The organism is Sporosalibacterium faouarense (assembly GCF_016765695.1).
Lineage (GTDB): Bacteria > Bacillota > Clostridia > Tissierellales > VENL01 > Sporosalibacterium > Sporosalibacterium faouarense.
This window is the reverse complement of sequence record NZ_JAETGO010000022.1, coordinates 1-26,051: the sequence shown is the minus strand read 5'-3', so window position 1 is coordinate 26,051 and position 26,051 is coordinate 1. Positions and strand designations below refer to the sequence as shown.

Sequence of the window (26,051 nt, the reverse complement as noted above, 5' to 3'; positions counted from 1 at the left end):
GGTGATTTAATGTATATTGTTAGTGCATGTCTTGCAGGAGTAAGCTGTAGGTATGATGGTAAAGATAATTTAATAGAAGAAATAGAAGAACTAGTTAAAGTAGGAAAAGCTATTTTGGTTTGTCCAGAGCAATTGGGTGGATTAACTACTCCCAGAAACCCAGCAGAAATTATTAAGTGTAAAGATGGCAGTAGTAGGGTACTTAATAATAAAGGACAAGATGTAACTAAAAGCTTTTTAAAAGGGGCTCAAGAAACTCTAAGAATTGCAGAGATAGCAGGAGTAAATACAGCTATATTAAAAGCAAGAAGCCCTTCATGTGGTTTTGGTAAAATTTATGATGGATCCTTTTCAGGTAATAAAGTAAAAGGAAATGGCTTAGCAGCTGAACTGCTTCATAAAAAAGGGATAAAGATCTATTCTGAAGAAAATCTACCAGATGAATTACTTAAAAGTATAAAATCTACTGATAAAAAGGAAGATTAATATGAATTGGAGATGTAAATTTTGTGGATTTGAGATCAAGGATAGAGAGGATAGAAGAAAAATTAGAATTAAAGATGATAAGGTTTATATAATTGGTTTTTGCGACAATTGTTTAAATTGGACAATCCTATACAGTGTCCCTTTGGAACAAATGAGAAAGCATATTAAAGGTAAGCTTTAATTAAGTGAGAAACAATATGGAACATTATCTTATTAGGTTACGTCTTAAACATAAGTAATGTAAAAAGGAGGAGAAATATGTATAAAAGAACATTGTCACTTTTATTTGTAACAGTTTTAATTCTAGGACTAGCAGTAGGATGTGGAAATAAAGACGCTCAATTAGGTGAACTAGAGTATGATATAGTTGATCCTTCAACGATAGAAAATGATGATTTAAGTCAATGGGTTGCAAATAACTCAGAAAAAGAAGGCGTATTTGCTTCTGAAGCTTATGATGGATATACTTATATAATACTTGGTGGAGGCAAACAAAATACAGGTGGATATTCTGTTGAGGTGACTTCAGTTGTAGGAGAAGAAGATGCAATTAAGGTAAATGGAGTTCTTAATGGACCTAAAGCTGGAGATATGGTTACTGAAGCTATAACTTATCCATTTGAATTAATTAAAATTGAGGAAGACGAAAGAAAAGTAGTTTTAGGCGAATTTGAGAAAAATATTGAAACATTTAATCCTGTAGATGAAAAGAATGCATTAGGGGTGTATATGGGAAAATTGGACTCAGATTCAATAGAAATATATGTAGATGATGAAAGTAAATCATTTGGACTTACAGATGAATCAAAAGAGTACTTTGATGTAACTAATGAAGCATTTAAAGGAATTAATGAAAATGATACTGTGGAATTTTTCTACTATGAAGATAGTTCAACAGGAGAATTAGTATTGACTAAGGTTAATAAGGTAGATGAAGATGGTTCAATTGCTGATATAGTAATTGGTGAATATGTTGGACAGATAGACGTTAATTCTATTGAAATTAAAGTAGATGGTGAAACTAAAGCATATAGACTTACTGATAGTGCAAAATCTTTAATAGAAGATGGAGCAATACCTGATGGTAGTACAATATCTTTCACATATGCTGAAAATGGGCAAGGACAGCTAGTTATAATAGATATAAGAAAAGAGCCTGGTTACTACCTCAATAAATAATGAATATTAAAACTTGTTTTGGAAAACATAATATGATATAATAACGAGTCAATAGAAGATTGTGAAATTTCATGAAGAGGAAAGTAAAATATACAAAATTTGTTATAGCGAGTTAGGGATGGTGCAAGCCTAACACATGAGTGTATTTGAAGAGAGCCTCGGAGAAGCTTATCATAAAGAAGATGAGCCGGTTGCTGCCGTTAAAGTGAATGAGTGGATATAATTATAAATTATTTAAATTAAAATTATATCAATTAGAGTGGTAACACGGGAATATACCTCGTCTCTATTTTATAGAGACGAGGTTTTTTTATTGATTAAAGCTAGTGTAAATTTTAATATTATGGAATAAGGAGGAAGAATATGATTAATTTTAAGAGTGAAATAGCTAAACTAGTTAGCAGTCAAGTTGAAAATTTAAGTCAAAAAGAAGTGGAAGAATTAATTGAAATCCCACCCAATTTTGATATGGGTGACTATGCAATGCCATGCTTTAAATTAGCAAAGGCTTTTAGAAAATCCCCAAACATTATAGCAGAAGAATTAGCTGGAATAATGAAGGAAAATAAGTTTTTCGAAAAGATTGAAAATGCAGGTCCTTACGTGAATTTTTTTATTAATAAAGAGAAACTTGTAGAATCTGTTTTAAAGGAAGTGTTTGCTAAGAAAGAAAAATTTGGGTCAACGAACATAGGAGAAGATAAAAATGTAATTGTTGAGTTTTCTTCGCCCAATATAGCCAAGCCTTTCCACATTGGTCATATTAGAACTACAGTCATTGGTCATGCACTATATAATATTTATAAGTTTTTAGGATTTAATGCTATAGCTGTAAATCACTTAGGAGATTATGGAACTCAATTTGGAAAGCTGATTGTAGCTTACAAGGAATGGGGAGATAGAGAAACCATAGAATGTAATCCAATTCCTGAGTTACTTAAGCTTTATATTAAATTCCATGAGGAAGCAGAGAAAAATCAGGATCTTGATGACCAAGCAAGAAACTGGTTTACTAAGTTAGAGAACGAAAATGAAGAGGCAGTAGAATTATGGAAATGGATTAGAGAAGTTAGTCTTAAAGAATTTAACAGAGTGTATAATATGTTAAATATTAAATTTGATTCCTTTGCAGGAGAGAGCTTTTATTCAGATAAAATGCCTAGAGTTTTAGATATGATGGAGAAAAAAGGTATATTGACAAAATCTCAAGGGGCAGAAATAGTTGATTTAGAGCCTTATGATATGCCGCCTGCATTGATTAAAAAAAGTGATGGCTCTACATTATATATAACTAGAGATATTGCTGCTGCAGTTTATAGAAAAGAAACCTATAATTTTTATAAAAATATATATGTGGTTGGAGCTCAACAAAACCTTCATTTCCAACAATGGTTTAAGATAATTGAACTTCTCGATTATGAGTGGGCGCAGGATTGTATTCATGTTCCTTTTGGCATGGTTAGTTTAGAAGAAGGAACTATGTCAACAAGAAAAGGAAGAGTAGTTTTTCTTGAAGATGTTTTAAACAAAGCTGTTGAACAAACTAAGAAGATAATTGAAGAAAGAAATCCAAACCTAGAAAATAAAGAAAAGGTTGCTGAGCAGGTTGGTGTTGGGGCAGTAGTTTTCCAAGAGTTATATCATAATAGAATTAAAGACTATGAATTCTCATGGGAACGTACATTAAGTTTCCAAGGAGAAACAGGACCATATGTTCAATACACCCATGCTAGAGCTAATAGTGTACTGGATAAAGCAGAGTTAAATATAACTGATGATATAGACTATAGTCTTTTAGTAAATGATGAATCAGTTGAGGTAGTTAGATTATTGGAGTCATTGCCTGATGTGGTTATAAATGCAATGGAAAAAAATGAACCTTCCTATATAACAAGACATATTACAGATATAGCTCAAGCATTTAATAAGTTCTATCATGATTGTCCAATATTAGTGGATGATGAAGAACTTAAAAAGGCAAGACTGCTTTTAGTATATTCAGTAAAGAATGTTATTAAAACTGGGTTAGGATTATTAGGAATGGAAGCTCCAGAAAAAATGTAGAAAATTTAATATTTAGGTATAAATGAAAAAAGACATCTCAAGATGTCTTTTTTCATTTGCACAAAAATAACTTTTAAAATATTTTTAAAGACATTGAAAAATCAATTATTGGCTTCATTCTAAGAAATAAAAGAAGAAAATGTTATTATTTGAATATTTTACAGCATTAACCAATAGTTAATTAAATGTAACAAACTTGACGGCATGATTATTTATTTATATAATGAGTCTCGTGCGAAAAAATGGAAAGGAAGTGAAAATAATGAAAAAGAAACTTTTATACATCTTAATTCCATTTATGACTCTGTTATTAAGTAGTAATGTATACGGAGCTAAGCATTCTGATGCAGAAGATAGATTATATACTACGGGAATAATATTTGATCAGGCTAGTGTTGATGAAATTATGGCATATATTTATAGAGACGACAATAATAAGATAGATTTCATTTCAGATGCTTCTGGGCTTTCAAAGGAAGACTCAAAATTTTTATTAGAAGAATGTGAATCAAAGGAATTAGATGTATTTTTAGTATTAGGATTAATGAAGTTAGAAAGTAGATTTGATACAAGGGCAGTAGGCTCATTAGGAGAGAGAGGCTTGGGACAATTAATGGAGAATACTGCAAGACCTATTGCTGAGAACTTAGATTTAGAGTATGAACCTGATATGTTGTTTATACCTAGATATAATATTAAATTGTTCACTACTCAGCTTAAGTATCTAAATAAAATATTTGATAATGACGTACATAAGGTACTAACAGCTTATAACAGAGGAGCATATGGACTTAAGAAGTATATGGCCTCTAGGAGCACTAGGCAAAACCCAGCTATAAGCTCTTATTCAAATAGAGTTCTTGAGTTTAGAAATGAATTTTATAATGATTTTCAATCTAAACAACACACTTATTAGTGTGATTATATAGAAAGAAGAGAAGGTCGCACACCTTCTCTTTTTTTTTGATTAAAAGATAACTCAAACTATGTAAACTTGTTTAAACAAAGAAAAAATCATATTTTTAAAATACATATTTTTTTAAGAGTACATATCAGCTATAATTTGTGAAGTAGTTTTCTATTAAATTTTATACTTTATTTTTGAATTTTAATAAAAAAATTATAGGATTTGAAGGGTTTTATAAAAAGTAATCGTCTATAATTAATGAGAGGTAAATAAATAAAGAAAGATAAAGGAGGTAGTTTATGAAACGAAGAAAAATTGGAATAATAACCTTGGCAATTACGCTAATTGCATTAGGCGGGTTTCTCCTAGCCAATAATTTTTTGGAACTTAATAGTAGATTAATAAGTTCATTACTTTGGCCGTCGATTATTATTATATTTGGCTTAGAAATAATAATTAGTAAAATAATATTTGATAGGAAAGACCAAGATGTGAAGGCATCTATTGATGGCATAAGTGTTGTGTTATTAATCATTGTAATTGTAATAACTTCAGTAGTATCAACAGTTAGCTTCTCTATTACACCATTTAGGTTTAATTTATCAAATATCTTTAATGGTAGAAATCCTTTTTATAGTCATAGCTCGACCTATTCGAAAGATTATGAAATTATATTAAATAATAGAGATAAAATTACAATTGATAATATTTATGGAAATGTGAAGATAGAAAAAACAAAAGGAGATAAGATAAAAGTTTTAGCAGAGATATCTATGGATTACAACGATCAGGAATATGCTGATGAAATATCAGAGAAGCTTATTGAAATAAGTGAAAGGGAAGATCGTATAGATATTGAGTCGATGGTAGAAACATATAATGGGAATAATACAATAGGTAATATTAGAGTTTCTTTATTCATTCAGACGCCACCTGATGTTGAAGTAGAGGTTGAAAATGGTTATGGAGATGTAAGTATAGAGGAAATAAACAAAAATGTTAAAATTGAAAATGAGCATGGTCAGGTGGAGTTGAGAAGCATCAATGGAAGTGTTGATGTAACAAATAGTTATGATAGAGTAGAAGTTGAAAAAGTGACACAAGATGTAAAAATTATTAATAAGCATGGAGAAGTGAATATTAAAAAAGTTGATGGTAATATCTTAGTTAGAAATTCTTATGATGCTATTAATATAGAAGAAGTAAAAGGAGATTTAGAAATAGAAAATTCCCATGATAAAATCTACGTAGATAATATAGATGGAAATGTTGAAATTGTAAGTCAATATGGTGACGTAGAAGTAAAAGATGCCAATAAAGAGATTGATATAAGGAATAGACATGGCAAAATCTTAGTTAGGGCAGAAGATATTATCGAGGGAGACATTGATATAGTCAATGAGTTCGGGGATATTGATATAGATTTGCTTGAAGACCAAGAGGGAAAAATTTCTGCATATACAAAGCACGGAGAAATATATACTGATTTTGATTTAGAAATTAATGAGGATGTAACTGAGAATAGTTTAGATGGCAAATTGGGAGAAAGTGAAGTTGAAATTCAAATAGAAACAAAAAATGGTAATATAGAAATAAATATTAGATAATCGCTGTTCCATAATTAGGTGGTGACAATAATGAACGAAGAGCATATTATAGCCGAGCTAAAAAAACAGAATAAACAAGTATTTGCCCAGCTAGTTGATATGTATAAAAACAGAATATTTTCTATGGCATATAAATACACCAATGATTATATTGAATCTCAAGATCTAGCTCAAGAGATTTTCTTAAAAGTGTATAAGGAGATTAAGGGATTCAAGGGGAACAGTAAATTATCTACATGGATATATAGGGTTGGTGTTAACACTTGTCTTGATTGGAAAAGAAAGAAATCAAAGACTAAGCTAACAAGCTTTGATGTATTAGATGAATATTTAGATAGAATGCAGATAGAAGAGTTACGTGATACTGATAAGGAGCCTGAGAGAAAAGTTATAGATTTAGAGAAGCACAAAGAGATACATAAAACTATATATGAAATGTCGGATATTTATAAAAATGTGGTGATTATGTATCATTTTAATGATATGAGTTACGAGGAAATAGCAGAGGCTTTGGATATACCAAAAAAAACTGTTGAAACTAGGCTTTATAGAGCCAGAAAGATACTAAAGAATCAACTTAAAAAATTAGATGTGGAGGTGATGAAAAATGAAGTGTAAACAAGTCATAGAGAAGATTGATCTATACTTTGAAAAGAGACTTTCAGATATTGAACTATTTAATATTGATAAGCATCTTGAAGCATGTAATATTTGTAAAGGGGAATATGTAGAGTATGAAAATCTTTTTAGCATTCTTTCTGAGCATAAAATTGTTACACCGCCACCAGATTTTACTAATAATATAATTGGAAAAATTGAAGAAGAAAAAATTCATTCTATTAAATCACCAAAATTTAGATTCTTTACTAGTACTAGTAAAATCGGTCTCAGTCTAGTGGCGGCAGGATTGCTTATAGTTGCACTTAATACTTCACATCTAGATTCTGGGCTTAAGGAGTTTTCATCAGTATTTTTTAGAGGGCCGATTGGGATAAGTCAGACAATAACTAATCCATTTGGTAAAATGTCTCAGGGGTTAACATATATATCAGAATATTGGGCAACAAAACAAAATGATTAAAGGAGGAATTCTAGTGAAATGTATTAATCACGATAATGTTAAAGCTAAGTTCATTTGTCAGGACTGTGGAGCTAGTGTATGCAAAGATTGCGCAGTGAACAATAATGGAGATATCATCTGTTTAGAATGTGCGAATGAACGAGGATTAGTAGTAATTAAAAATCAAAGTATAGAAGAAGATAATATTAATTCACATAAGAAAGGTAGGGACTATCAAGGAAGAAATATAAGTAAATTTTGGTCAACTGTGCTATCATTTATCCCAGGCGCAGGTCATATGTATCTAGGTTTTATGAAAATGGGGATACAGATTATGATTGGATTCTTTTTAACTATTGCCTTATCTTCTTCTCTGTTCTCAAGTGAGATTTTTACTGCATTTGCAGTTATAATATGGTTCTATAGTGTTTTTGATTGCTATCACCTTAGAAAAAGGCTACAATCAGGAGAATCAGTTGAAGATAATTTAATTTTAGACATTAATCTTAAGAATATTAATCTTTATTATGTAGGTATAGGCCTAATAATATTTGGTGGAATAATATTCTTTGATGAATTAGCAAGTAGATTATCATACATCGGGAACATGGGAAGAATATATTATGATATAATTAGAATGGTCAGAAGCTCAGTTTTACCTGCTCTACTTATTATTGGTGGTGTTTGGATGCTGAAGAAGCATAAAAAAGGTGATGTTGAAGCATAAATAGCCAATTATTTGAGAGGAGTTGCTATACAATGATTTTAAAATCATTGTTTGGTAGCCCCTCTTTTTTAAAACAATAAATTTTGTTATACTAAGTATAGTTAGATTTAAGGAGTGTTTACATGCAGGAAGAGATAATAAAAAGATTTATAGACAATGGATGCTATGAGGATACAGTAAAATATGGGGAATATATAAAAAATAGAGATAGAGCTAATGAAACTAAGAATTTAGATGGTCAATGGTCATATCTAACTGAATTAGTTATCATTACGATTAAATCTCTAATACCTTCTAATGAAATTATTGGTACAGTAATTGATTATAAAAGATTCGAGGAAGAATTGAAGTTATGGCATAGCTATAGACATGGATATAATAAAGCATTGCTAAATGCACTAACTAGAAAATCTTCGAACATATATTGGGACGAGACAGATAATTCTTCTTATTGCAGAATATTTCCTTTGGTAGCTTCAAATTCAAACTGGGAGACGACTAAAGATCAAATTTTGAAAAACTTAGTTTGTGTTACTGGTAATATAAACACAATACTTGAATGTTTAGTCTTATCTAAGCTATTACAAGAGATTTTAGATGGGATAACTGACTATGAATGTATATTAGAGGACATTAAAGAAGAAATAATTCATTTCTCTCAAAAAGATTTTATTGATAAATACAGCACTGATTTCCTATTTATATTAGATACATATGAAGGAAATTATGCAATTGATTTTGAGAGAAAACGAATATCTTTAATAAATATATTGAATGGATTGTATTTAGGAAATGACTTTCAAACTTTGAAGCAGTCCTTAGAAATTCTGAATCATAATTTAAGTTTAGGAGAAGATGATTTAAGGAAAGAAGACTCAGAACTAGAATCAACAAATCACTATTTTTTAGCAGGGTTAAGAGGGGCTTTGGATACCAACCACTTTGTTGGCAATTATAAAGATAAGAGTTTCATTACAAATCTAGGAAGTTATTTATATAAGTTAAGGAAAAGTAGGATAAGTCCTGAAAGCTTGATTGTAGAAGATTATTTTATGCCAGATGTATTCTCTTTTAACGAGGGAGATACATTTAATCATACTCTCTTAAATACATGTAAAGTGGTAAAAAAGGAGAATTATAGAAGCTTTTTAATTAGTTATATTAAGACTAAGGCAGGGACGTATAGATTTTTTAGATCATTAGGAAACAAATAAAAGCAGTTTAAAAATTATACCCCCCTCTTATTAGATATCTAATAAGAGGGGGGTATAAAATATATAACTTTTATTTAAATACAACTTTTCAGATATTTTATGAATTCATCTTCACTACTTTCAGCAAGTTCACTTAATTCCTTGATAATATTATTGCGTAGAGATAAATACTCAATCTTATTTCCTTTATTTCCTGCAAACTCTAGGGCGTCAATAATCATAGCCATATCCTGTTTTGATATTTCTGCAATAGATATTCTGTCAAACTTCTGCATTCATATACTCCTTTCATATTACTTCAAATGTTGTTTAGTTATTTATCATCCTTAAAGCTATCAGGGTCTTTTTCGTAGAATACTCTTTGACTTCTATCCCTAACCTTCATTAATAGTTCCTTAAAATTATGAATTGAAGTCTTGATAAGATTTGTATCTTCTTTTGAGATATTATAGTAAAGAAATAAGTCCTCAAAAGCCCTTACTGCATTGGATAATTCTGTGTCTACATCAATAAAGTCTTTAAAGTTTTTACTTCTTTTAGCATTTTTAAACTGATCAATATCTATTTTAATGATATTAACTATTTCCTCTTCAGTTTTTAATGTGCCTGCCGACACAACGTAAGGCTTAATTCTTTCTAAATCATATGTATTATCAGGATTAATATGATACATGTAAGAAATCTCTAAATCTTCAAAGTTATATGTGACATAATACATAACGCCTTGCACATTAACAACGTTACAACCCAAATCTCTTAACTTATTCATACACATTTGATGTCGTATTTGTCTAATCGTCATATAGGACATACACATACCTCCGAATACTATTTTATAGGAATATTATAACATATATTTTACATTTATTATAATTTGTTTTATAAAATATGATATAATATTTGTATTTGAGGGTTAAGAAAATGATAGGAAAAGTTGGTGAAGAAATGATAAATGATTTAGTAAATCAGAAACGAATTAGATTAATATGGACACTAGCATGGCCATTGATGATGAGTCAAATCTTGCAGACATTATTGCAAATGGTAGATATGTGGTTTATTTCAAACTTGGGAATAACTGAAGCGATAGCAGCAACAGGTTATAGTACATCTACTTTAGGTGTAATAATAATGTTTTCTCAGCTGATTGCTGCAGGGGGAATAGCTCTTATTTCTAGAAAAACTGGAGAAGGAGACGAACAAGGAACCTTTGTAATAACTGAACAAGCTCTTTTTCTAGCATTCTGTATCGGTACTATAATTACAATTTTAGGTTATTTTTTTTCACAAGAAATTTTATATCTTTTTGGAATGGAAAAAGCAGTTGAAGGTTATGCACTTACATATTTTAGAATAGTTCTCATTGGAGTTCCATTTACATTTTTCAATCTTACTGGTAGAGCTATTTTACAAGCTACAGGAGATTCTAAAGGTCCTATGATGATATTTATTATAATGAATATTATTAATATCATATTAGATCCAATATTAATTTACGGACTACATACATTTGATGGATTAGGGTTTAAAGGTGCTGCAGTAGCGACGGCAATATCAAATATAGTGGCATTTATACTTATGTTTCTAACTATTGCTAAGAAGGTATTTGATGGAAATATTCATAAAATGATAAGGAACTTTAGAATTAGTTTTAAAACTATAGGTAGAATTATTAAAATTGGTTTCTTTTCAGCTATACAAGCAATTTCTAGACCTATTACTGGTCTAGCAATGTTTACAATTGCAGGTTATTCAGGAACCAAAGCAGTTGCTGCTTTTACAATTGGTGGACGTATGTTTAATTTAGTTTTTATATTTTTAACAGGGTTAAATATGGCTATTTCGGTTTTAGTGGGACAGAATCTTGGAAAAAAAGATTTTAAAGAGGCCGAAGAAGTAGTTAAAGATGGCATCAAGCTAGCTGCACTGAATATGGTGGTTTTTGCTGTAGCTTATTTTTTACTTCCGAAATTTATAATGTTGGCATTTATAAGAAATGATATGGAAGTCGTTCAAATAGGTATGAACTACTTAAGAATAACGTATTTGGGATTAATGTTTGTAGTTTTTCCAATAGTTTATGGTGGTGCTTTTATAGGGGCAGGAAATACAGCCCCTCCTATGGTAGCATCACTTGTTGCAAACTGGGGATTTAAGCTTCCCTTTGCCTTGATATTTAGTCAAGTTCTAGGATGGGGAGCTAATGGAGTATGGATAGCAATAAGTGGCTCAGTTATTGTAGAAGCAGGTATTATTGCTTGGTGGTTTAAGAGAGGAAAATGGAAGCATAAAAGAGTATAGGTAATTTGAATTACATAATAAAATCAAAATCTATTTTACTATTATATACCTCATTCTTATTATTCTAATAATCAAGAGGATTCATAAAATAAACTAAGGGGGTATGTATATGAGTAAAAACTTTGTAGAAAGTAAAACAGGATTATTTCCTTACAATAGAAAAGCTGCATATAACTATGCAAAGAGATGGGCATTAAGTAGAAATCCTAAATATTATGATTTTCAACATATTGGAGGGGATTGTACTAATTTTGCATCTCAAGTATTACATGCTGGCGGATGTAAAATGAATGGTGGGAAGTGGCAGGGATGGTATTATTATAGTGCTAATAATAGGGCACCTGCATGGACTGGAGTAGAGTATTTATATAATTTTTTAATTAATAATGATAGTAGAGGACCTATTGTAAAGATCAGTGATATAAATGAAGTTGAAGTAGGTGATTTAATTCAACTAAACTTTGGTATTGATGATGGCTTTGATCATACTCCAGTTATAATACGAATAGAAGAACCTAGGAAACCTGAAAATATCTTTATTGCAGCTCATACCTATGATAGATTTGATTATCCATTATCTAATTATGTTTATGAAAATATTAGATATATTCATATTTTAGGCTATAAGAAGTAGAGAAGGAGGAATTATGAATAGACAACTAATATTATCTGTATTATTAGTTTTACTATTGATAATAGTATCCTTGAGTATAATTTTAGGAATTGAAATGCAAAAGAATAAAAATACGATACTTAATGAGCAAGATAGTAATAGAGAGTACGATAGGCAGATAAAAGCATTGTATGATGAAGGTGAAGAAATATTCTTTTGTGATCCCAGAGTAGAACAGATAATTAGAGCTATGATACTTAAACCCACAGGAAAATTATATAAGAGAGAGGTAGAGGATATAACTGAGTTAGAAATCAATAGAGTTGACTATATCGATTTGACAGGGATAGAACATTTAAGTGGTTTGAAAGAACTAACTGTACATTCTTGTGGTATAAGGGATATAGAGAATATTAAGGATTTAACTAATCTTGTTAAATTAGACCTTAGCTATAACAAAATTGCAGATATCACTTCAATTAAGTCTTTAACAAATCTAGTTGATCTAAGGCTAAGAGTAAATAATATAGATAATATTAGTTCTTTAGAATACTTAACTAATTTAGAACATTTGGACCTATATAGAAATGAAATTAGAGATATTGAGTCTCTAAAAAATCTTATTAAAATTAAGGAATTAGATTTAAGCTATAATCATATTAAAGAAATCTCTTCATTAAAAGAATTAAAAAATCTGCACTGTTTAATCTTGGTCAAAAACCAAGTGATTGATGTGGAAGGGTTAAAGGAACTGTATGCTTTAAATACATTAGATCTAGGGAGTAATGATATTACAGATATAAGCTCATTAGAAAGGCTGGTAAATCTTAAAAATCTGGATTTAGGGACAAACAAAATAGAAGATATAAAACCATTACATAATCTAAAAAACTTGAAATTTCTTATTCTAGATTACAATAAAATCTCTAATTTAGATTTATTAAGTAATCATACAAATATTAAGGTACTAGGATTATCAGGTAATAATGTTACTGATATTAAGTCTTTAAAAAAATTAAAAAATCTAGAGACCATTGATATTAGTAGTAATCTGATATTAGACATAACTGCTTTAAACAACAGTAATAAATTAAAATATGTGTATGCAGAGGATAATTTTATTAATAGTTTAGAAAAACTGGAAGGATTACCTCAATTAAAAGAACTTGATTTAAGTGGAAATATTTTAACTGAAATCAAAGGAATAGAAAAATTGGATAGCTTGAACAAATTAAATTTGGAAAGAAATTTAATTGATGATATTAAAGAATTATCTAGCTTAGTCAATTTAAGCCATCTTAGGTTAAGTAATAATAAAATATCTGATATATCTCAATTGACCAGATTAAGGAACTTAGAGGTGTTAGATATTAGGAATAATCAGGTTGAAGACATAACTCCATTGTGGAAATTACCTAAATTAGGTGATTTTGATTTCCAAGGCAATCCCGTCCCTAATTACTTTTTTTATCAGTCACAATATGAGGATTTTATTATCTCTATGCTATCACCATATATATGTGAAGCCATTGATGAGTACTATGGAGAAAGTAGAGCTTATATGAATGCCAATGTCCTGGAAATCAAAAAATTAAATGGATATAGGATAAAGGTAAGAGTTGAAACCTTTACAGGGGCACATAACCCTCCATATGGGATTGAAACTATTACCTTTGATAAATATATTGATGAAGTTAAAGTTATAGAGTTTCATCATTCAGATGAAACCTTGGATTTAAATAGCTTGTATTAATACAGGGAGAGACAATAGCAATATTGTCTCTTTTATTGTTTAAGATTATGTTATAATTACAGATAGAATATAAAAAAAATAGCTATATAATTATTGATTAGGGGGATATATGATGGATAAAACAACTGATAGAAGAGTAATCGAAAATATACTTCAGAATGACAAAATTGCAACTTTAAATGCAGCAAAGATGATGGAAAACGAAGAAAATTGGGAGATACTAGTAGATGATATATCTAATCCAAAAGGATTTATTCTAAGATGTGGTGAATGGAATATTCCTTATTCTTTAAATGATAAAATAGCTCTAAAAATGTTAAATAGTATGGAATTCAGGAAAACAGAAGGGTTTTCAGGAGTTTTAAAAAAATATTATGATATGATTAAAGAATCAAAGAAAATAGAATGGGAAGAGCCTTGCTACTTATTTTATATGAACAAAGAGGATTTAGACACATCTAAGCTACAGCATGAAGTTAAATCTCTTAGATTAGAGGATGTAGAAATAGTTAATGAGTTTTATACATATAAGGATGAAGAATCATTTGAATATATTAAGCAATGTATAATTCAAAGAGAAACCTCGGCTATATTTGATGATAAAGGTAATCCAATTTCTTGGGCTTTAGTAAGAGAAGATGGCACAATGGGCATAATGTATACTAAGAAAGAGTATAGAGGAAGAGGTCTAGCAGCTTCAGTGAGTATAGATTTAGCAAAAAAGGTTATAAACAATAATGGGACTCCATTTGTACACATAGTTACAAATAACGATGCTTCAATATCACTAGCAAAATCCATCGGATTTAAAAAATATTGCGAAGTAATGTGGTTTGGGGTAAGCAAGTAATAGAAAGAAGGTTAACAATGAAGATTTTACTAACAACTTTAAATTCAAAATACATACACTCATCCCTATCAATTAGATACTTAAAAAGCTATTGTGAGAATAGCTTTTCTAATATCATGGTTAAGGAGTTTACAATTAATCAAAATCCAGATTTTATTGCCGGGGAAATCGTAAAGTTAGATACAGATGTTGTGGCATTTTCATGTTATATATGGAATATTGAGAATACATTACAGATTGCAGAGACTCTAAAGATGGTCAAGCCAGAAATAAAGATAATATTTGGTGGACCAGAGGTATCCTTCGATGGATATAAAGTTTTAGAAGATTATAAGTATATAGATTATATTATATATGGCGAAGGAGAAGAAACCTTTAAAGACTTAATGGTTTCTTTAGAAAATGGCAAACAAAATCTTAATAATATACAAGGTCTTATATATAGAGAGAACTCAAGAATCATTGAGAATGCACCAAGACCTTTAATAGATAACTTAGATGATATACCATCTCCCTTTAAAGAAGATTTAAATGAATATAAAAACAAAATAGTTTATTTTGAAAGTTCAAGAGGATGTCCTTTTAATTGTAGATTTTGTTTATCATCTACTATCAATGGAGTTAGATTCTTTTCTTTAAAAAGAGTTAAAAGTGATCTTAAAAAGTTAATTGAAGCAGAGGTAAGGCAGGTTAAGTTTGTAGATAGAACATTTAATGCAAGAAAGGAATATGCATTAGACATAATGAGGTTTTTGATTGAAGAAACAAAGAATTATAAAAATGATATAAATTTTCATTTTGAAGTAACTGCACATTTGCTAGATGAAGAAGTTTTAGAGTTTCTAAAGAATGTACCCGAAGGCCTTTTTCAATTTGAAATAGGAGTACAGTCGACTAATAGCAGTACTATTGAAGCAATTAGTAGAAAAACTGATTTGGATGTACTTAGAAAGGTTGTTAAAAAGGTAAGAGATAATAAAAATATTCATCAGCATTTGGATTTAATAGCAGGATTGCCCTATGAGGATTATGAAACATTTAAGAAATCATTTAATGATGTATATAGCATGGAACCTGAAAAATTACAATTAGGATTTCTAAAGTTATTAAAAGGATCTGAATTAAGAATGGATAGAGAAAAATATGGGTTTAAGTTCTTAGATAAACCGCCATATGAAGTATTGGAAAACAACTATATAAGTTATAAAGAGATATTAAAGCTTAAGGTTATTGAAGACTTAGTAGAAAAGTATGGAAATGAGGATAATTTCAAGTATTCTTTAGGCTTTATAATAAAGAATTTTTATAAGACAGCGTTTGATTTTTATGAAGATTTTAGTATATACTGGGAAGGTAGGAATTATCATACTAGGGCTCATAGCAAAAAGAATTTGTACAAAATTCTTTACGAATTTTTTAAAGTTAATGTAGGTTCTCATGAAAATATCTTTAATGAAGTCTTAAAGTTTGACTACTTATTAAATAATAAGAGTACAAATCTACCCAAATATCTTGCTAGAGAGAGTAATATAGAAATTCAGAAGTCTAGACATGAGTTTTTAAGAGAAGAAGAAAATATCGAGAGACATTTATCTAATTATAAAGGTGAGTCTGTTAAAGAAATAATTAAGGACGTACATTTTGAAGAGTTTTCTATAGATGTTTTTAAATTAATCAATAATGACTTTAAACTGGAAGATAATTTATCTAACGATAGAGTAATATTATTTGTTTATAAAAATAGTACATTAAATAAATGTAAGACTTTTGATGTAACTAAAGAATTCCACAGATTACAAGATGGGGAGTGAAGGTTTTGAACATTTTTACAGATTTATTTTATATGAACAAAAGTGCATTTAAGAAAACATCAAAGTTACTAGTTAAAAACTGGCCAATTATATTTACTGGCTTTGTATATTCTACTTTGAGTCTAATAGTTGGGTTAGTTTTAAGTGTATTCTTAGGTAATTTTATACTTAGATTTGTTGTAGGAATATTGCTATTTGCAGCTACAATTGCACTTACATCAAATTATCTTTACTTGCTATACAATGTTGTTAAGAATGAAAGACTTACTTTTCAGGATTTTAAAGATGGATTTACTGCTTATATGAGAAAGCTATGGACCATCTTTTTTATCGGATGGGTTGCGGAATTAGTGTATAGTGCTATATTGGCACCATTATTAGCGGGATTATTATCAGGCGTTTTAGATACGCGGTTACTGAATATAATAGTTAGTTTGTTGGTTCTCATTCTGATTAATCCACTTCCTGAAACAGTATATCAAAAACATTATCAGCCTGCTGATAGCATTAAATATGCTTTTGATTTTGTTAAAGAAAACTGGATAGAGTGGTTTATACCTAATGTGATTTTATTTGGTATCCTTTATTTAAGTACAGGTGTGATTATAAGTGATTTCTTTACTTTTAATATTGGATTTAGCTTTAATTTCTCACCAATGAGCATATTAATGTATTTATTGGCACAGATAATATTCTCTTTTACTATGATCTATAGAGGAGTTTTATTTGAAATTTTGAGTACAAGTACAAGAAGAAAAAGAATGTTTATGAGGAATATGTACAAATAAATATTTGTGTTTGGTTAGTTGGAGGGGGATAAAATGATAATAAAATATAGAAGATTGAGAAAAGACGATATAGACCAATTAATTGCTTTCTTTAGAGATTTAAATCATGAAGGAGCGGAAGTTTCTTTTAGTGAGGTAGAAAAAAAAGAAGAAATAGAAAGTTGGCTTAATGATGAAAGAATGCATGTTTTTGTAGCTGATTATGATGGAGAGGTATTAGGAGTACTAAGAGGTAAACAAGGTAAAGTTGGTAGAGATCATTCGTGCTTCTTGACTGCCGCTACAAATAAAAAATATAGAGGTCATAAAATTGCTCAAAATCTAACTAAATACTCTTTAAGTGAGTTGAAAGAAATTGGAGTAAAGATTGCAAGAGCGTATATATACAGCAATAATGCTGCATCGGTTAGTACTATTCTAAAATGTGGCTTTACATCTTCTGGTTGTGTTCATATGCATCATTATGAAGAAGATGTAGAAAGATATGTTGATGATTTAATTTTTCATAAAATACTTTAGTTTAGGGTGATAATGTGATACAAGGAGTAAATCAATATTTAAGAAATAAGTCAGAAAATCTTTCTTTTATACAATTAAAGAAGGGGTCAGATGTTAATGTAAATGGATATAAAATTTCTAATGAACTTCCTCTTCCTATGGTTATAGATGAATTGGTAAATGAGATTAAGGAAGGTAAAGCTCAGCAAGAAATTCAAATGAAATCCATTATTGAAGGTATGATTTATATTTTAGGAGTAGATCCAGACTTTAAGCATACTGATGAGTACATAGAGATACTCTATAGTTATGATGAAAATATCGAAGAGATTATATTAGCAATGGGATTAAAATTAGTTGAAGACAATAAGTTAGAAGAAGGACTAGTTTATTTTAGTGCTGTAGTAAATATGAATTCTGGAAACATAAGCGGATTATATAATTTTGCTTTGGCACTTGAGGAAAAAGCAAGGCAATATTTCAAGAATAAAGAAATGAAAAAAGGAAATAAATTTCTACATGAATCCACTAAATATTTCGAGGAAATTGTTGATATTGACCCAAGTTTTGCTATTGGATATTATAAGCTAGGATATCATTACAAGCATCAGAATCAATTCAGAAAAAGTAAGATAATGTGGGAGAAATTTCTTGAGTATGAGGAGAGTAAAGATGCACTGCTTGAAGTTAAGCAACAATTATCTGAGATAAAGGACCAAGTTACTTATGAAGAAGGATATTCTGAGGTATTAAGAGGTAATCCTCTAGGTGGTTTGGAGAAATTACTTCCCTTAGAAAAGATATATCCTGACTGGTGGAATTTAAATTTTATGATAGGGTTAGCATATAGACAAACAGAGCAGTATGGTGAAGCTAAGACTCGATTTGAGAAGGTGCTAGTTCTTCAACCAGAACAAGTAGATACTTTGAATGAGTTAGGGCTTTGTTTAGCAATGGAAAACAATCAAGAAAAAGCAATTGAGAAATTTGATGAAGCATTAAATATTAAACCTAGAGATTATGAAATATTATGTAATAGGGGAATGACTTATCTACAGCAAGGCAATATAGAAAAGGCAAAGAGTGATATAGAGAAAGCTTATAGTATAAATTCAGAAGATGAAATTACTATTTCATGCAAAAAACATCTTGACCAAATAATTAAGAGTAGGAATTAAAATTCCTTCTCTTTTTTTGCAAAATTTAAGAGTTAAGAAAATATTAATTTAAAGATGAAAGTAATATTGTTAACTATATAATCAATTGGTTCTATAAAGATAAAGACTCAATAAATTCAATTTTTATCTTATAGGGGTCTGATCTTATAAGAAAGTCATAATTTAAATTGCTTGAGTACATAAATGGAGAAGTACAATATATAATTTAGTTAATATTGTATTCTGTTTTTATAATCAAAGACTAAAAAAGTTTGATTTTATAGAATATTTTGATTTTTATTAAATATTTGATATATTTTGAACAAACAGATATTTATATGATAGAATGTTGATGGGAAAATGTTTTCTTTTATAAACTAATTTTTATTAGCTTAATATAAAGGAGGAGAGTGTGTGATAAAATCTTTAAATGAACTTTTAGAAAAGGCACAAGAACAAACTACTAGAAAACTCGTTGTTGCAGCTTGTCAGGATGAAGAAGTATTGAAAGCGGTGGTTGAAGCTGCTGAAATGAAAATTATCGAGCCAATTTTAGTTGGAGATATAGCAAAAACAGAAGAAATTGCAAAACAAATCAATGTAAATATTAATGAGTATGAAAAGATTGAGGCTACAGAGTTAGTTGAAGCAGCAGAGATATCTGTAAAGTATGTAAGTAGTGGGAAAGCAGATTTTATTATGAAGGGACTTATAGACACTTCAATATTATTAAAGCAAGTACTTAACAAGGATTATGGATTAAGAACAGATAGCTTACTTAGTCATGTTATGGTTTATGAAGTTCCAACATATCATAAACTAGTTTACTTAACAGATGGCGGAATGAATTTAGCACCGAGCTTAGATGATAAAGTTAAAATTGCTAAAAATGCGGCTAAAGTTGTAAAATCACTTGGCAATGACAAAGTTAAAATTGCTGTTTTAGCAGCTAAAGAAAAAGTTAATCCTAAGATGCCTGCAACCGTAGAAGCAGATAAAATCAAGCAAATGTGTGAAGCAGGTGAATTTGAAGAAGGTGTTATTATAGATGGACCTCTCGCATTAGACCTGGCTGTATCTAGAGAGGCAGCAGAAACGAAAGGGTTTGAAAGTGAGGTAGCTGGAGATGCTGATATACTTTTAGTTCCTAATATAGAAACGGGAAATGGTATCGGTAAAAGTCTTACTTACTTTGCCAATGCTGAATCAGCAGGAATTATAATGGGTGCAAAAGCTCCAGTAGTTTTAGTTTCAAGAGCAGATACCCATGAAGCTAAATTGAATTCCATTGCATTAGGAAGTTTAATTGCAGCATACAAATAAGTGTAAAATGAATACCTAGAAGCTTGATGGTTATTTAATTTTGTGGGACTAGGTATTGATTTAATTATATTACTGTTTATAAAATTTATTAAAAATTATAAAGGGGTGTAATATATGAAAAAGCTTTTGACAGGTAATGAAGCAGTTGCCCGTGGAGCTTATGAAGCTGGTGTGACTTTAGCTTCTGCTTATCCGGGAACTCCTAGTACTGAAATACTAGAAAACGTAGCAAATTATAAAGAAATATATTCAGAATGGGCGCCAAATGAGAAGGTTGCCTTAGAAGTAGCAATTGGAGGATCTATAGCTGGGGCTAGAACTTTAGCAGCTATGAAGCACGTAGGGATAAATGTTGCAGCTGACCCATTATTCACATTTGGTTACACTGGAGTAAATGGGGGATGTATTATAATTTCAGCTGATGACCCAGGTATGCATAGTTCTCAAAATGAACAGGACAATAGGTATTATGCAAGAGCTTCTAAGATTGCATTAATTGAGCCTAGTGATAGTCAAGAAGCTAAAGACTTTGTTAAGGAAGCATATGAAATAAGTGAGAAATTTGATATACCTATTTTATTTAGATTAACTACAAGAATTTGTCATAGTAAAGGATTAGTGGAGATTGATGATAGACAATCGGTTCCAATGAAGGAATACAATAAAAATATTCCTAAGTATGTTGCTACTCCAGCAAATGGTAAAAAGTTACATGTTGTTGTAGAAGATAAGTTAAAAAGGCTTGAGGAATATAGTAATAACAGTTCTTTAAATAGATTTGAATGGAACGATAAAAAAATTGGGGTAATAACTTCAGGGGTAGCTTATCAGTATGCTAAGGAAGTTTTTGGTGATACAGTATCATATCTAAAGCTTGGATTCACTTTCCCACTTCCAAAGGCTATGATAAGAAAATTTGCTGATGAAGTTGATAAATTATATGTGATAGAAGAATTGGAACCATACTTAGAAACTGAGATTAAAGCAATGGGAATAGATGTAATTGGAAAAGAAATTATTCCTAATATAGGAGAGTTAAATCCTGATATAATTGCTGAGGCAATCTTAGGTAAGAAGAGTAAAACTGTAGAGAAAAATGAAGATAATGTAGTAGGAAGACCTCCGACTATGTGTGCAGGATGTCCTCATAGAGGGTTATTCTATGAATTGAGTAAAAAGAAAAACGTAGTTGTTACAGGTGATATTGGATGTTATACTTTAGGATCTGCACCACCATTATCAACTATGGATACATGTATTTGTATGGGTGCTAGTATTAGTGCAGGACACGGATTTGCTAAAGCTAATGAAATAAATGGAAGAGAGGGAGTAAAGGTATTTGGAGTTATTGGAGATTCTACTTTCTTCCACTCAGGAATCACTGGCTTGGTTGATATAGTTTATAACAAAGGAAATGCTGCTACAATTATCCTTGATAATAGAATCACTGGTATGACAGGGCATCAAGAGAATCCTGGTACTGGATATACATTGATGGGAGAACCAGCTGAACAAATAGATATTGTAAAAGTATGTGAAGCTATTGGAGTTAAACATATTGAAAAGGTAAACCCATTAGATTTAGATCAAACAAAAAAAGCTATTGAAAAAGCAATAAACACAGATGAGCCAGTTGTAATTATAACTGAGTATCCTTGCGTATTAAAAAAATCAAAACAAGATGAAATTGATAAGTATGGATTAAATCGAAAGGAATGTGTTGTAGATAGTGAAGCATGTAAAGAATGTAAAATCTGCTTAAAAGCAGGATGTCCTGCAATATCTTTTGAAAAGGGTATTGGAGCAATTATTGACGAAACTATGTGCGTTGGATGTGACGTCTGTCTTCAAATTTGTCCATTTGATGCAATTAAAAAGGTGGGTGAATAAAATGGCAGAAACTAAAAATATATTATTAGTAGGTGTAGGTGGTCAAGGTACAGTTTTAGCTAGTAAAGTATTGGCTACAGGACTTATTAGTGCTGGTTACGATGTGAAAATGTCTGAGGTTCATGGTATGGCCCAACGTGGGGGCAGTGTTACTACACAGGTGAGGTTTGGTGATAAAGTTTATTCACCTATTATAGGAAAAGGGCAAGCTGATATAATAGTTGCTTTTGAAAAAATGGAAGCAGAAAGATGGATAGACTATTTGAAACCAGAAGGCGTTGTAGTTGCTAATGACCATGCTGTTCCTTCAGTACCTGTATTAATAGGTGAAGCTGAATATCCTAAAAATGTTATTGAAGATTTAAAAGCTAAAGTTGACATTACAGTGATAAATGCTGTCGAGGTTGCAAAAGAACTTGGTAATATTAAAACTCAAAATATTGTAATGCTTGGAAGTTTAGTTAAAGCTTTAAATCTTGATAATATTGATTGGGAAAAAGTAATTGGAGAGGTAGTAAAAGAGAGATTTGTAGATATTAATATTAAAGCTTTTAACAAAGGTAAGGAATTAGTTTAAAGCATATCTCTTTAAATAATATACAGATATTTGATTATATAATATTAGATTAAGAAAAGCCCATGATTTTGATATGTTCATTCTTATGATAGATAGTTTTATTATTATAACTATCTATCATAGTCATAAGGTGAACATATCATTTAAATCATGGGCTTATTTTTAATTTTCATTATTATAATTAATGACTTTAAGCGCTATCCTACTCTTAATAAATGAAGAGATTATGTATTGAAATCTTATGTAAGATCATGTTCTCATTACACTACAATTCAGCTACTTTACTGCTTTATGCAAGGTAAAAATGACTCTTCCCATTTCTCTATTTATATTAACTGATTGCTTTTTTGACTAAGTGATTCACACAAAATTAAAAATTTCGGTTTGAACGAAATTCTTCAGCTTGAACGAAATTTTTCAGCAATATACTTGATTTGCAAATATACAAATTCTTCAATTAATAATAATTTTAAGTTTGAATTATAAATGACATATGTTATAATAAAAATATACCCCGTAGGGGTATAAAGGAGGTGTAAAGATGAAAAAAGCGATTATAAATGAAACAAGGTGTGATCAATCACCATTTTGTCCAGTTGTTAAGTCATGTCCAGTTAATGCAATTAAACAAGAAAAGCTAGGTTTTTTTAAAGCTAAAACACCAAAAGTAGACCATGATATCTGTATTGGATGTGAAAAATGTGTAAGATACTGTCCACATGGAGCTGTTAATATTATAAATAAATAAAAGAACACTTCTATGAAATTTTAAATATTACATTCTAAAAAACAATATTACTCTTTTAATAAAATATCTTTGGACAATTTGATTTATTCAAGTTGTCATTTTTTATTTTTTAAATTTAAGTAGATAGTCAAGTCTTAACTGATAAAGGGCAAGGATATTATTTCTTTTAAGAGATATATTATTTATGAATAAGCATAATCCATATTATTACATTATAAACTTGTCCACAAATACTGTATAATATTAATATAAGATCATAATAGTTGGGGGTTATAATGTGATAAAAAAATTATTTGTAGTATTCTTTATATTAATGAGCTTAAGTATTATTTCAGTATACGTATTAGTTGCACATACTAATTTGTTTGCACAACCCACCTATACAGTTTCTAATAATATCAAATTAATCATTGATGGAGAAGAAATTAAATACGGTGTTGACCCTGTGAAAGAAAATGGTTCATTATATATAGGGATTGATGTTTTAAAAAAGAACTTAAATCTTGATATTATTTGGGATAACAAAGATAAAACAATTGTATATTATGATGGAGAAAAAGTTATTAGGTTGTATGGTAATACTTCTACAATAAAGATAAATGATGGAGAAGTAGAAAATAGTGATTTATTATTAGTTAAAAATGGACAACCTTTAATTAATATAAAGTTAATTGATAAATATGCTAATTATCAAACTACGTTTGTTGATTTAACTAACATACTAGTAATAGATAAAGATGGTACTATTATGAGAACGGCACAGTCTATAGAAAAATCTAGACTGAGAGGTAAAGAAAGTATCTGGAGTGAAGTAAAGGATATTGTAAATGAAAATGAAAAAGTATATGTATATCACGAAGATGATAATTGGACTCTTATAAGAACTTCAAGAGGATTTTTTGGATATATAGAAAATAAAAATATTAAGCTTAATAAAAAGATTGTTTATAAGAAAAAGGAAAAAGACAATATAAGGAAGCCACAAAACAAAATTAATTTAACCTGGGAATATGTATATAATATAACTCCATCAGTTGATAAACTAGAAAAAGTTGATGGATTAGATGTTATATCACCTACATGGTTTAATATTAAAAATACTAGTGGAGACATAAGAGATAAAGGTAGCAAAGAATATATTGAATGGGCCCATAATAATGGGTATGAAATATGGGGATTATTTAGTAATGATTTTGATCCTGACTTGACAAATACAATTCTAAATAGTGCCAAGTTAAGAGAGCAGGTTATAAAGAATATTTTGGAATTAGCTTTAAAATACAATTTAGAAGGAATAAACCTTGATTTTGAAAATGTTTATCTGAAAGATAAAGATATGTTAACTCAGTTTGTTAAGGAATTAAGTCCAATAGCTAGAGAGAATAATCTTATCCTTTCAATGGATATCACTATAAAATCATTAAGTCCAAATTGGTCACTATGCTATGATAGAGAAAAGTTAGGCAAACTTGTAGATTATTTAATATTAATGGCATATGATGAACATTGGGCAAATGGTGGAATAAGTGGGTCAGTAGCATCATTACCTTGGGTAGAGTATGGAATAGAAACTTTATTAGATGAGGTGCCTAGTGAAAAGGTAATATTAGGGGTTCCATTCTATACTAGAGTATGGAAAGAGCAACAGGTAGATGGTGAAGTAAAGGTAACATCTGCTGCAGTTACTATGAATAGATCATTTGAGTTGATTGATAAATATAATGGTGATATAGTTTGGGATGATATTACCAGACAGTACTATAGTGAATATAATGTTGGAAATACTCTTAATAGAATATGGTTAGAAGATGAAAGTTCAATTAAAGGAAGAATTGATTTGATTGAAAAGTATGATTTGAGTGGAGTAGCATCATGGAGAAGAGGTTATGAGAAGGAGACAATTTGGGAAGTAATTAATGAAAACTTAAAATAGATATTTTAGAAGACAGTGAATGAACATACACAGATTTCACTGTCATTCTTTATTTCTATGTGACTATGAAATTCAGTCACTTTACTATTTAATTTAATTAAAAAGCAACTAAAATAAATCATTCCTCTGATTGAATTTAGAGAAAATACATTTAAGTTGTAAATATGCAACCGTAGCAAATATATAATTAAATGTATAATTAAATTAAAAAATCAAATAATATTATAAGTGTTCTTACATTATACATAATATAAAAAACAAATTAGCTGAAAATAAAGTTAAAAAATATGTTGACATTCAAAGAGAAACCTGCTATAGTATTAAGAGTCGTCACAAGGCGACGGTATGGCGATTTCGAATCAGATTAAGTAAATTACTCAATGCAGAAAGTTTTGAGATGAGAAAAAACTTAAAAAAAGTTTAGAAAAAAACCAAAACTTACTTGACAAACGATTTTAAATTTGGTATAGTAATAAGAGTCGGCGAGAAAAAAATAAGTCGGCATTGGTCTTTGAAAAATAAACAGCGTAGAGATAAATTAAACACATGTAATACAATTTATTTC

General features: G+C 29.6%; 25 protein-coding genes and 1 other annotated feature. Of the genes, 23 read left to right on the top strand and 2 right to left on the bottom strand.

The window, feature by feature from the left end:
• Positions 1–9 precede the first annotated feature (9 nt).
• From JMO20_RS03130 to JMO20_RS03085, 10 genes are all read left to right on the top strand, one after another.
• On the top strand, positions 10–486 hold the full coding sequence (locus JMO20_RS03130; RefSeq protein WP_202708074.1) for a 2-thiouracil desulfurase family protein: 477 nt from the start codon (positions 10–12) through the stop codon (positions 484–486).
• 1 nt (position 487) lies between these two features.
• Positions 488–667: a hypothetical protein gene (locus tag JMO20_RS03125; RefSeq protein ID WP_202708073.1), complete on the top strand. Its 180-nt coding sequence runs from the start codon at positions 488–490 to the stop codon at positions 665–667.
• 77 nt (positions 668–744) lie between these two features.
• Positions 745–1,665, top strand: coding sequence for a protease complex subunit PrcB family protein (locus JMO20_RS03120; protein ID WP_202708072.1), 921 nt, complete (start codon positions 745–747; stop codon positions 1,663–1,665).
• A 62-nt stretch (positions 1,666–1,727) separates the two neighbouring features.
• Positions 1,728–1,956: a binding site (T-box leader), on the top strand.
• Positions 1,957–2,028: 72 nt separating this feature from the next.
• The gene (gene argS, locus JMO20_RS03115) at positions 2,029–3,729 is read left to right on the top strand and encodes an arginine--tRNA ligase (protein ID WP_202708071.1); all 1,701 of its coding nucleotides are present in this window, start codon (positions 2,029–2,031) and stop codon (positions 3,727–3,729) included.
• A 262-nt stretch (positions 3,730–3,991) separates the two neighbouring features.
• Positions 3,992–4,645 carry a transglycosylase SLT domain-containing protein gene (locus JMO20_RS03110; RefSeq protein WP_202708070.1) on the top strand — a complete coding sequence of 218 codons (654 nt, stop codon included), beginning with the start codon at positions 3,992–3,994 and terminating at the stop codon, positions 4,643–4,645.
• Between the two features lie 290 nt (positions 4,646–4,935).
• Positions 4,936–6,243, top strand: a complete 1,308-nt coding sequence (locus JMO20_RS03105; RefSeq protein WP_202708069.1) for a DUF4097 family beta strand repeat-containing protein — start codon at positions 4,936–4,938, stop codon at positions 6,241–6,243.
• A gap of 30 nt (positions 6,244–6,273) precedes the next feature.
• The gene (locus tag JMO20_RS03100) at positions 6,274–6,861 is read left to right on the top strand and encodes an RNA polymerase sigma factor (RefSeq protein ID WP_202708068.1); all 588 of its coding nucleotides are present in this window, start codon (positions 6,274–6,276) and stop codon (positions 6,859–6,861) included.
• A complete protein-coding gene (locus tag JMO20_RS03095) occupies positions 6,851–7,324 on the top strand; it encodes an anti-sigma factor family protein (protein ID WP_202708067.1) in 474 nt (157 codons plus the stop codon). Before JMO20_RS03100 ends, JMO20_RS03095 begins: the two co-directional genes overlap by 11 nt.
• Before the next feature lie 13 nt (positions 7,325–7,337).
• The gene (locus JMO20_RS03090; protein WP_202708066.1) at positions 7,338–8,030 is read left to right on the top strand and encodes a B-box zinc finger protein; all 693 of its coding nucleotides are present in this window, start codon (positions 7,338–7,340) and stop codon (positions 8,028–8,030) included.
• 122 nt (positions 8,031–8,152) lie between these two features.
• Entirely contained in the window at positions 8,153–9,244 is a 1,092-nt protein-coding gene (locus tag JMO20_RS03085; protein WP_202708065.1) for a hypothetical protein, read from the top strand.
• Between the two features lie 74 nt (positions 9,245–9,318).
• Here the strand turns inward: JMO20_RS03085 and JMO20_RS03080 are convergent, their stop codons facing one another.
• Both JMO20_RS03080 and JMO20_RS03075 read right to left on the bottom strand, forming a co-directional pair.
• Positions 9,319–9,519, bottom strand: a complete 201-nt coding sequence (locus JMO20_RS03080; RefSeq protein WP_202708064.1) for a hypothetical protein — start codon at positions 9,517–9,519, stop codon at positions 9,319–9,321.
• Between the two features lie 38 nt (positions 9,520–9,557).
• On the bottom strand, positions 9,558–10,055 hold the full coding sequence (locus JMO20_RS03075; RefSeq protein WP_202708063.1) for a hypothetical protein: 498 nt from the start codon (positions 10,053–10,055) through the stop codon (positions 9,558–9,560).
• A gap of 110 nt (positions 10,056–10,165) precedes the next feature.
• Between JMO20_RS03075 and JMO20_RS03070 the strand changes: the two genes are divergently transcribed.
• From JMO20_RS03070 to JMO20_RS03010, 13 genes are all read left to right on the top strand, one after another.
• A complete protein-coding gene (locus JMO20_RS03070) occupies positions 10,166–11,545 on the top strand; it encodes an MATE family efflux transporter (protein WP_202708062.1) in 1,380 nt (459 codons plus the stop codon).
• A 109-nt stretch (positions 11,546–11,654) separates the two neighbouring features.
• Positions 11,655–12,179, top strand: a complete 525-nt coding sequence (locus JMO20_RS03065) for an amidase domain-containing protein (RefSeq protein WP_202708061.1) — start codon at positions 11,655–11,657, stop codon at positions 12,177–12,179.
• A gap of 13 nt (positions 12,180–12,192) precedes the next feature.
• Complete coding sequence (locus tag JMO20_RS03060) at positions 12,193–13,911, top strand: leucine-rich repeat domain-containing protein (protein WP_202708060.1); 1,719 nt, start codon at positions 12,193–12,195, stop codon at positions 13,909–13,911.
• A 112-nt stretch (positions 13,912–14,023) separates the two neighbouring features.
• The gene (locus JMO20_RS03055) at positions 14,024–14,761 is read left to right on the top strand and encodes a GNAT family N-acetyltransferase (RefSeq protein WP_202708059.1); all 738 of its coding nucleotides are present in this window, start codon (positions 14,024–14,026) and stop codon (positions 14,759–14,761) included.
• 17 nt (positions 14,762–14,778) lie between these two features.
• Entirely contained in the window at positions 14,779–16,572 is a 1,794-nt protein-coding gene (locus JMO20_RS03050; RefSeq protein WP_202708058.1) for a B12-binding domain-containing radical SAM protein, read from the top strand.
• Between the two features lie 5 nt (positions 16,573–16,577).
• Positions 16,578–17,360, top strand: coding sequence for a hypothetical protein (locus JMO20_RS03045; protein WP_202708057.1), 783 nt, complete (start codon positions 16,578–16,580; stop codon positions 17,358–17,360).
• A 33-nt stretch (positions 17,361–17,393) separates the two neighbouring features.
• Positions 17,394–17,879, top strand: coding sequence for a GNAT family N-acetyltransferase (locus JMO20_RS03040; RefSeq protein WP_202708056.1), 486 nt, complete (start codon positions 17,394–17,396; stop codon positions 17,877–17,879).
• Positions 17,880–17,893: 14 nt separating this feature from the next.
• The gene (locus JMO20_RS20555) at positions 17,894–19,036 is read left to right on the top strand and encodes a tetratricopeptide repeat protein (RefSeq protein ID WP_202708055.1); all 1,143 of its coding nucleotides are present in this window, start codon (positions 17,894–17,896) and stop codon (positions 19,034–19,036) included.
• Positions 19,037–19,429: 393 nt separating this feature from the next.
• Positions 19,430–20,338, top strand: coding sequence for a bifunctional enoyl-CoA hydratase/phosphate acetyltransferase (locus tag JMO20_RS03030; RefSeq protein ID WP_202708054.1), 909 nt, complete (start codon positions 19,430–19,432; stop codon positions 20,336–20,338).
• Positions 20,339–20,452: 114 nt separating this feature from the next.
• Complete coding sequence (gene iorA, locus JMO20_RS03025; RefSeq protein WP_202708053.1) at positions 20,453–22,228, top strand: indolepyruvate ferredoxin oxidoreductase subunit alpha; 1,776 nt, start codon at positions 20,453–20,455, stop codon at positions 22,226–22,228.
• A 1-nt stretch (position 22,229) separates the two neighbouring features.
• The gene (locus tag JMO20_RS03020) at positions 22,230–22,805 is read left to right on the top strand and encodes an indolepyruvate oxidoreductase subunit beta (RefSeq protein WP_202708052.1); all 576 of its coding nucleotides are present in this window, start codon (positions 22,230–22,232) and stop codon (positions 22,803–22,805) included.
• Between the two features lie 541 nt (positions 22,806–23,346).
• On the top strand, positions 23,347–23,553 hold the full coding sequence (locus JMO20_RS03015) for a 4Fe-4S binding protein (RefSeq protein ID WP_202708051.1): 207 nt from the start codon (positions 23,347–23,349) through the stop codon (positions 23,551–23,553).
• Between the two features lie 277 nt (positions 23,554–23,830).
• Complete coding sequence (locus JMO20_RS03010) at positions 23,831–25,486, top strand: glycosyl hydrolase family 18 protein (RefSeq protein WP_202708050.1); 1,656 nt, start codon at positions 23,831–23,833, stop codon at positions 25,484–25,486.
• The last annotated feature ends 565 nt before the right edge of the window (positions 25,487–26,051 follow it).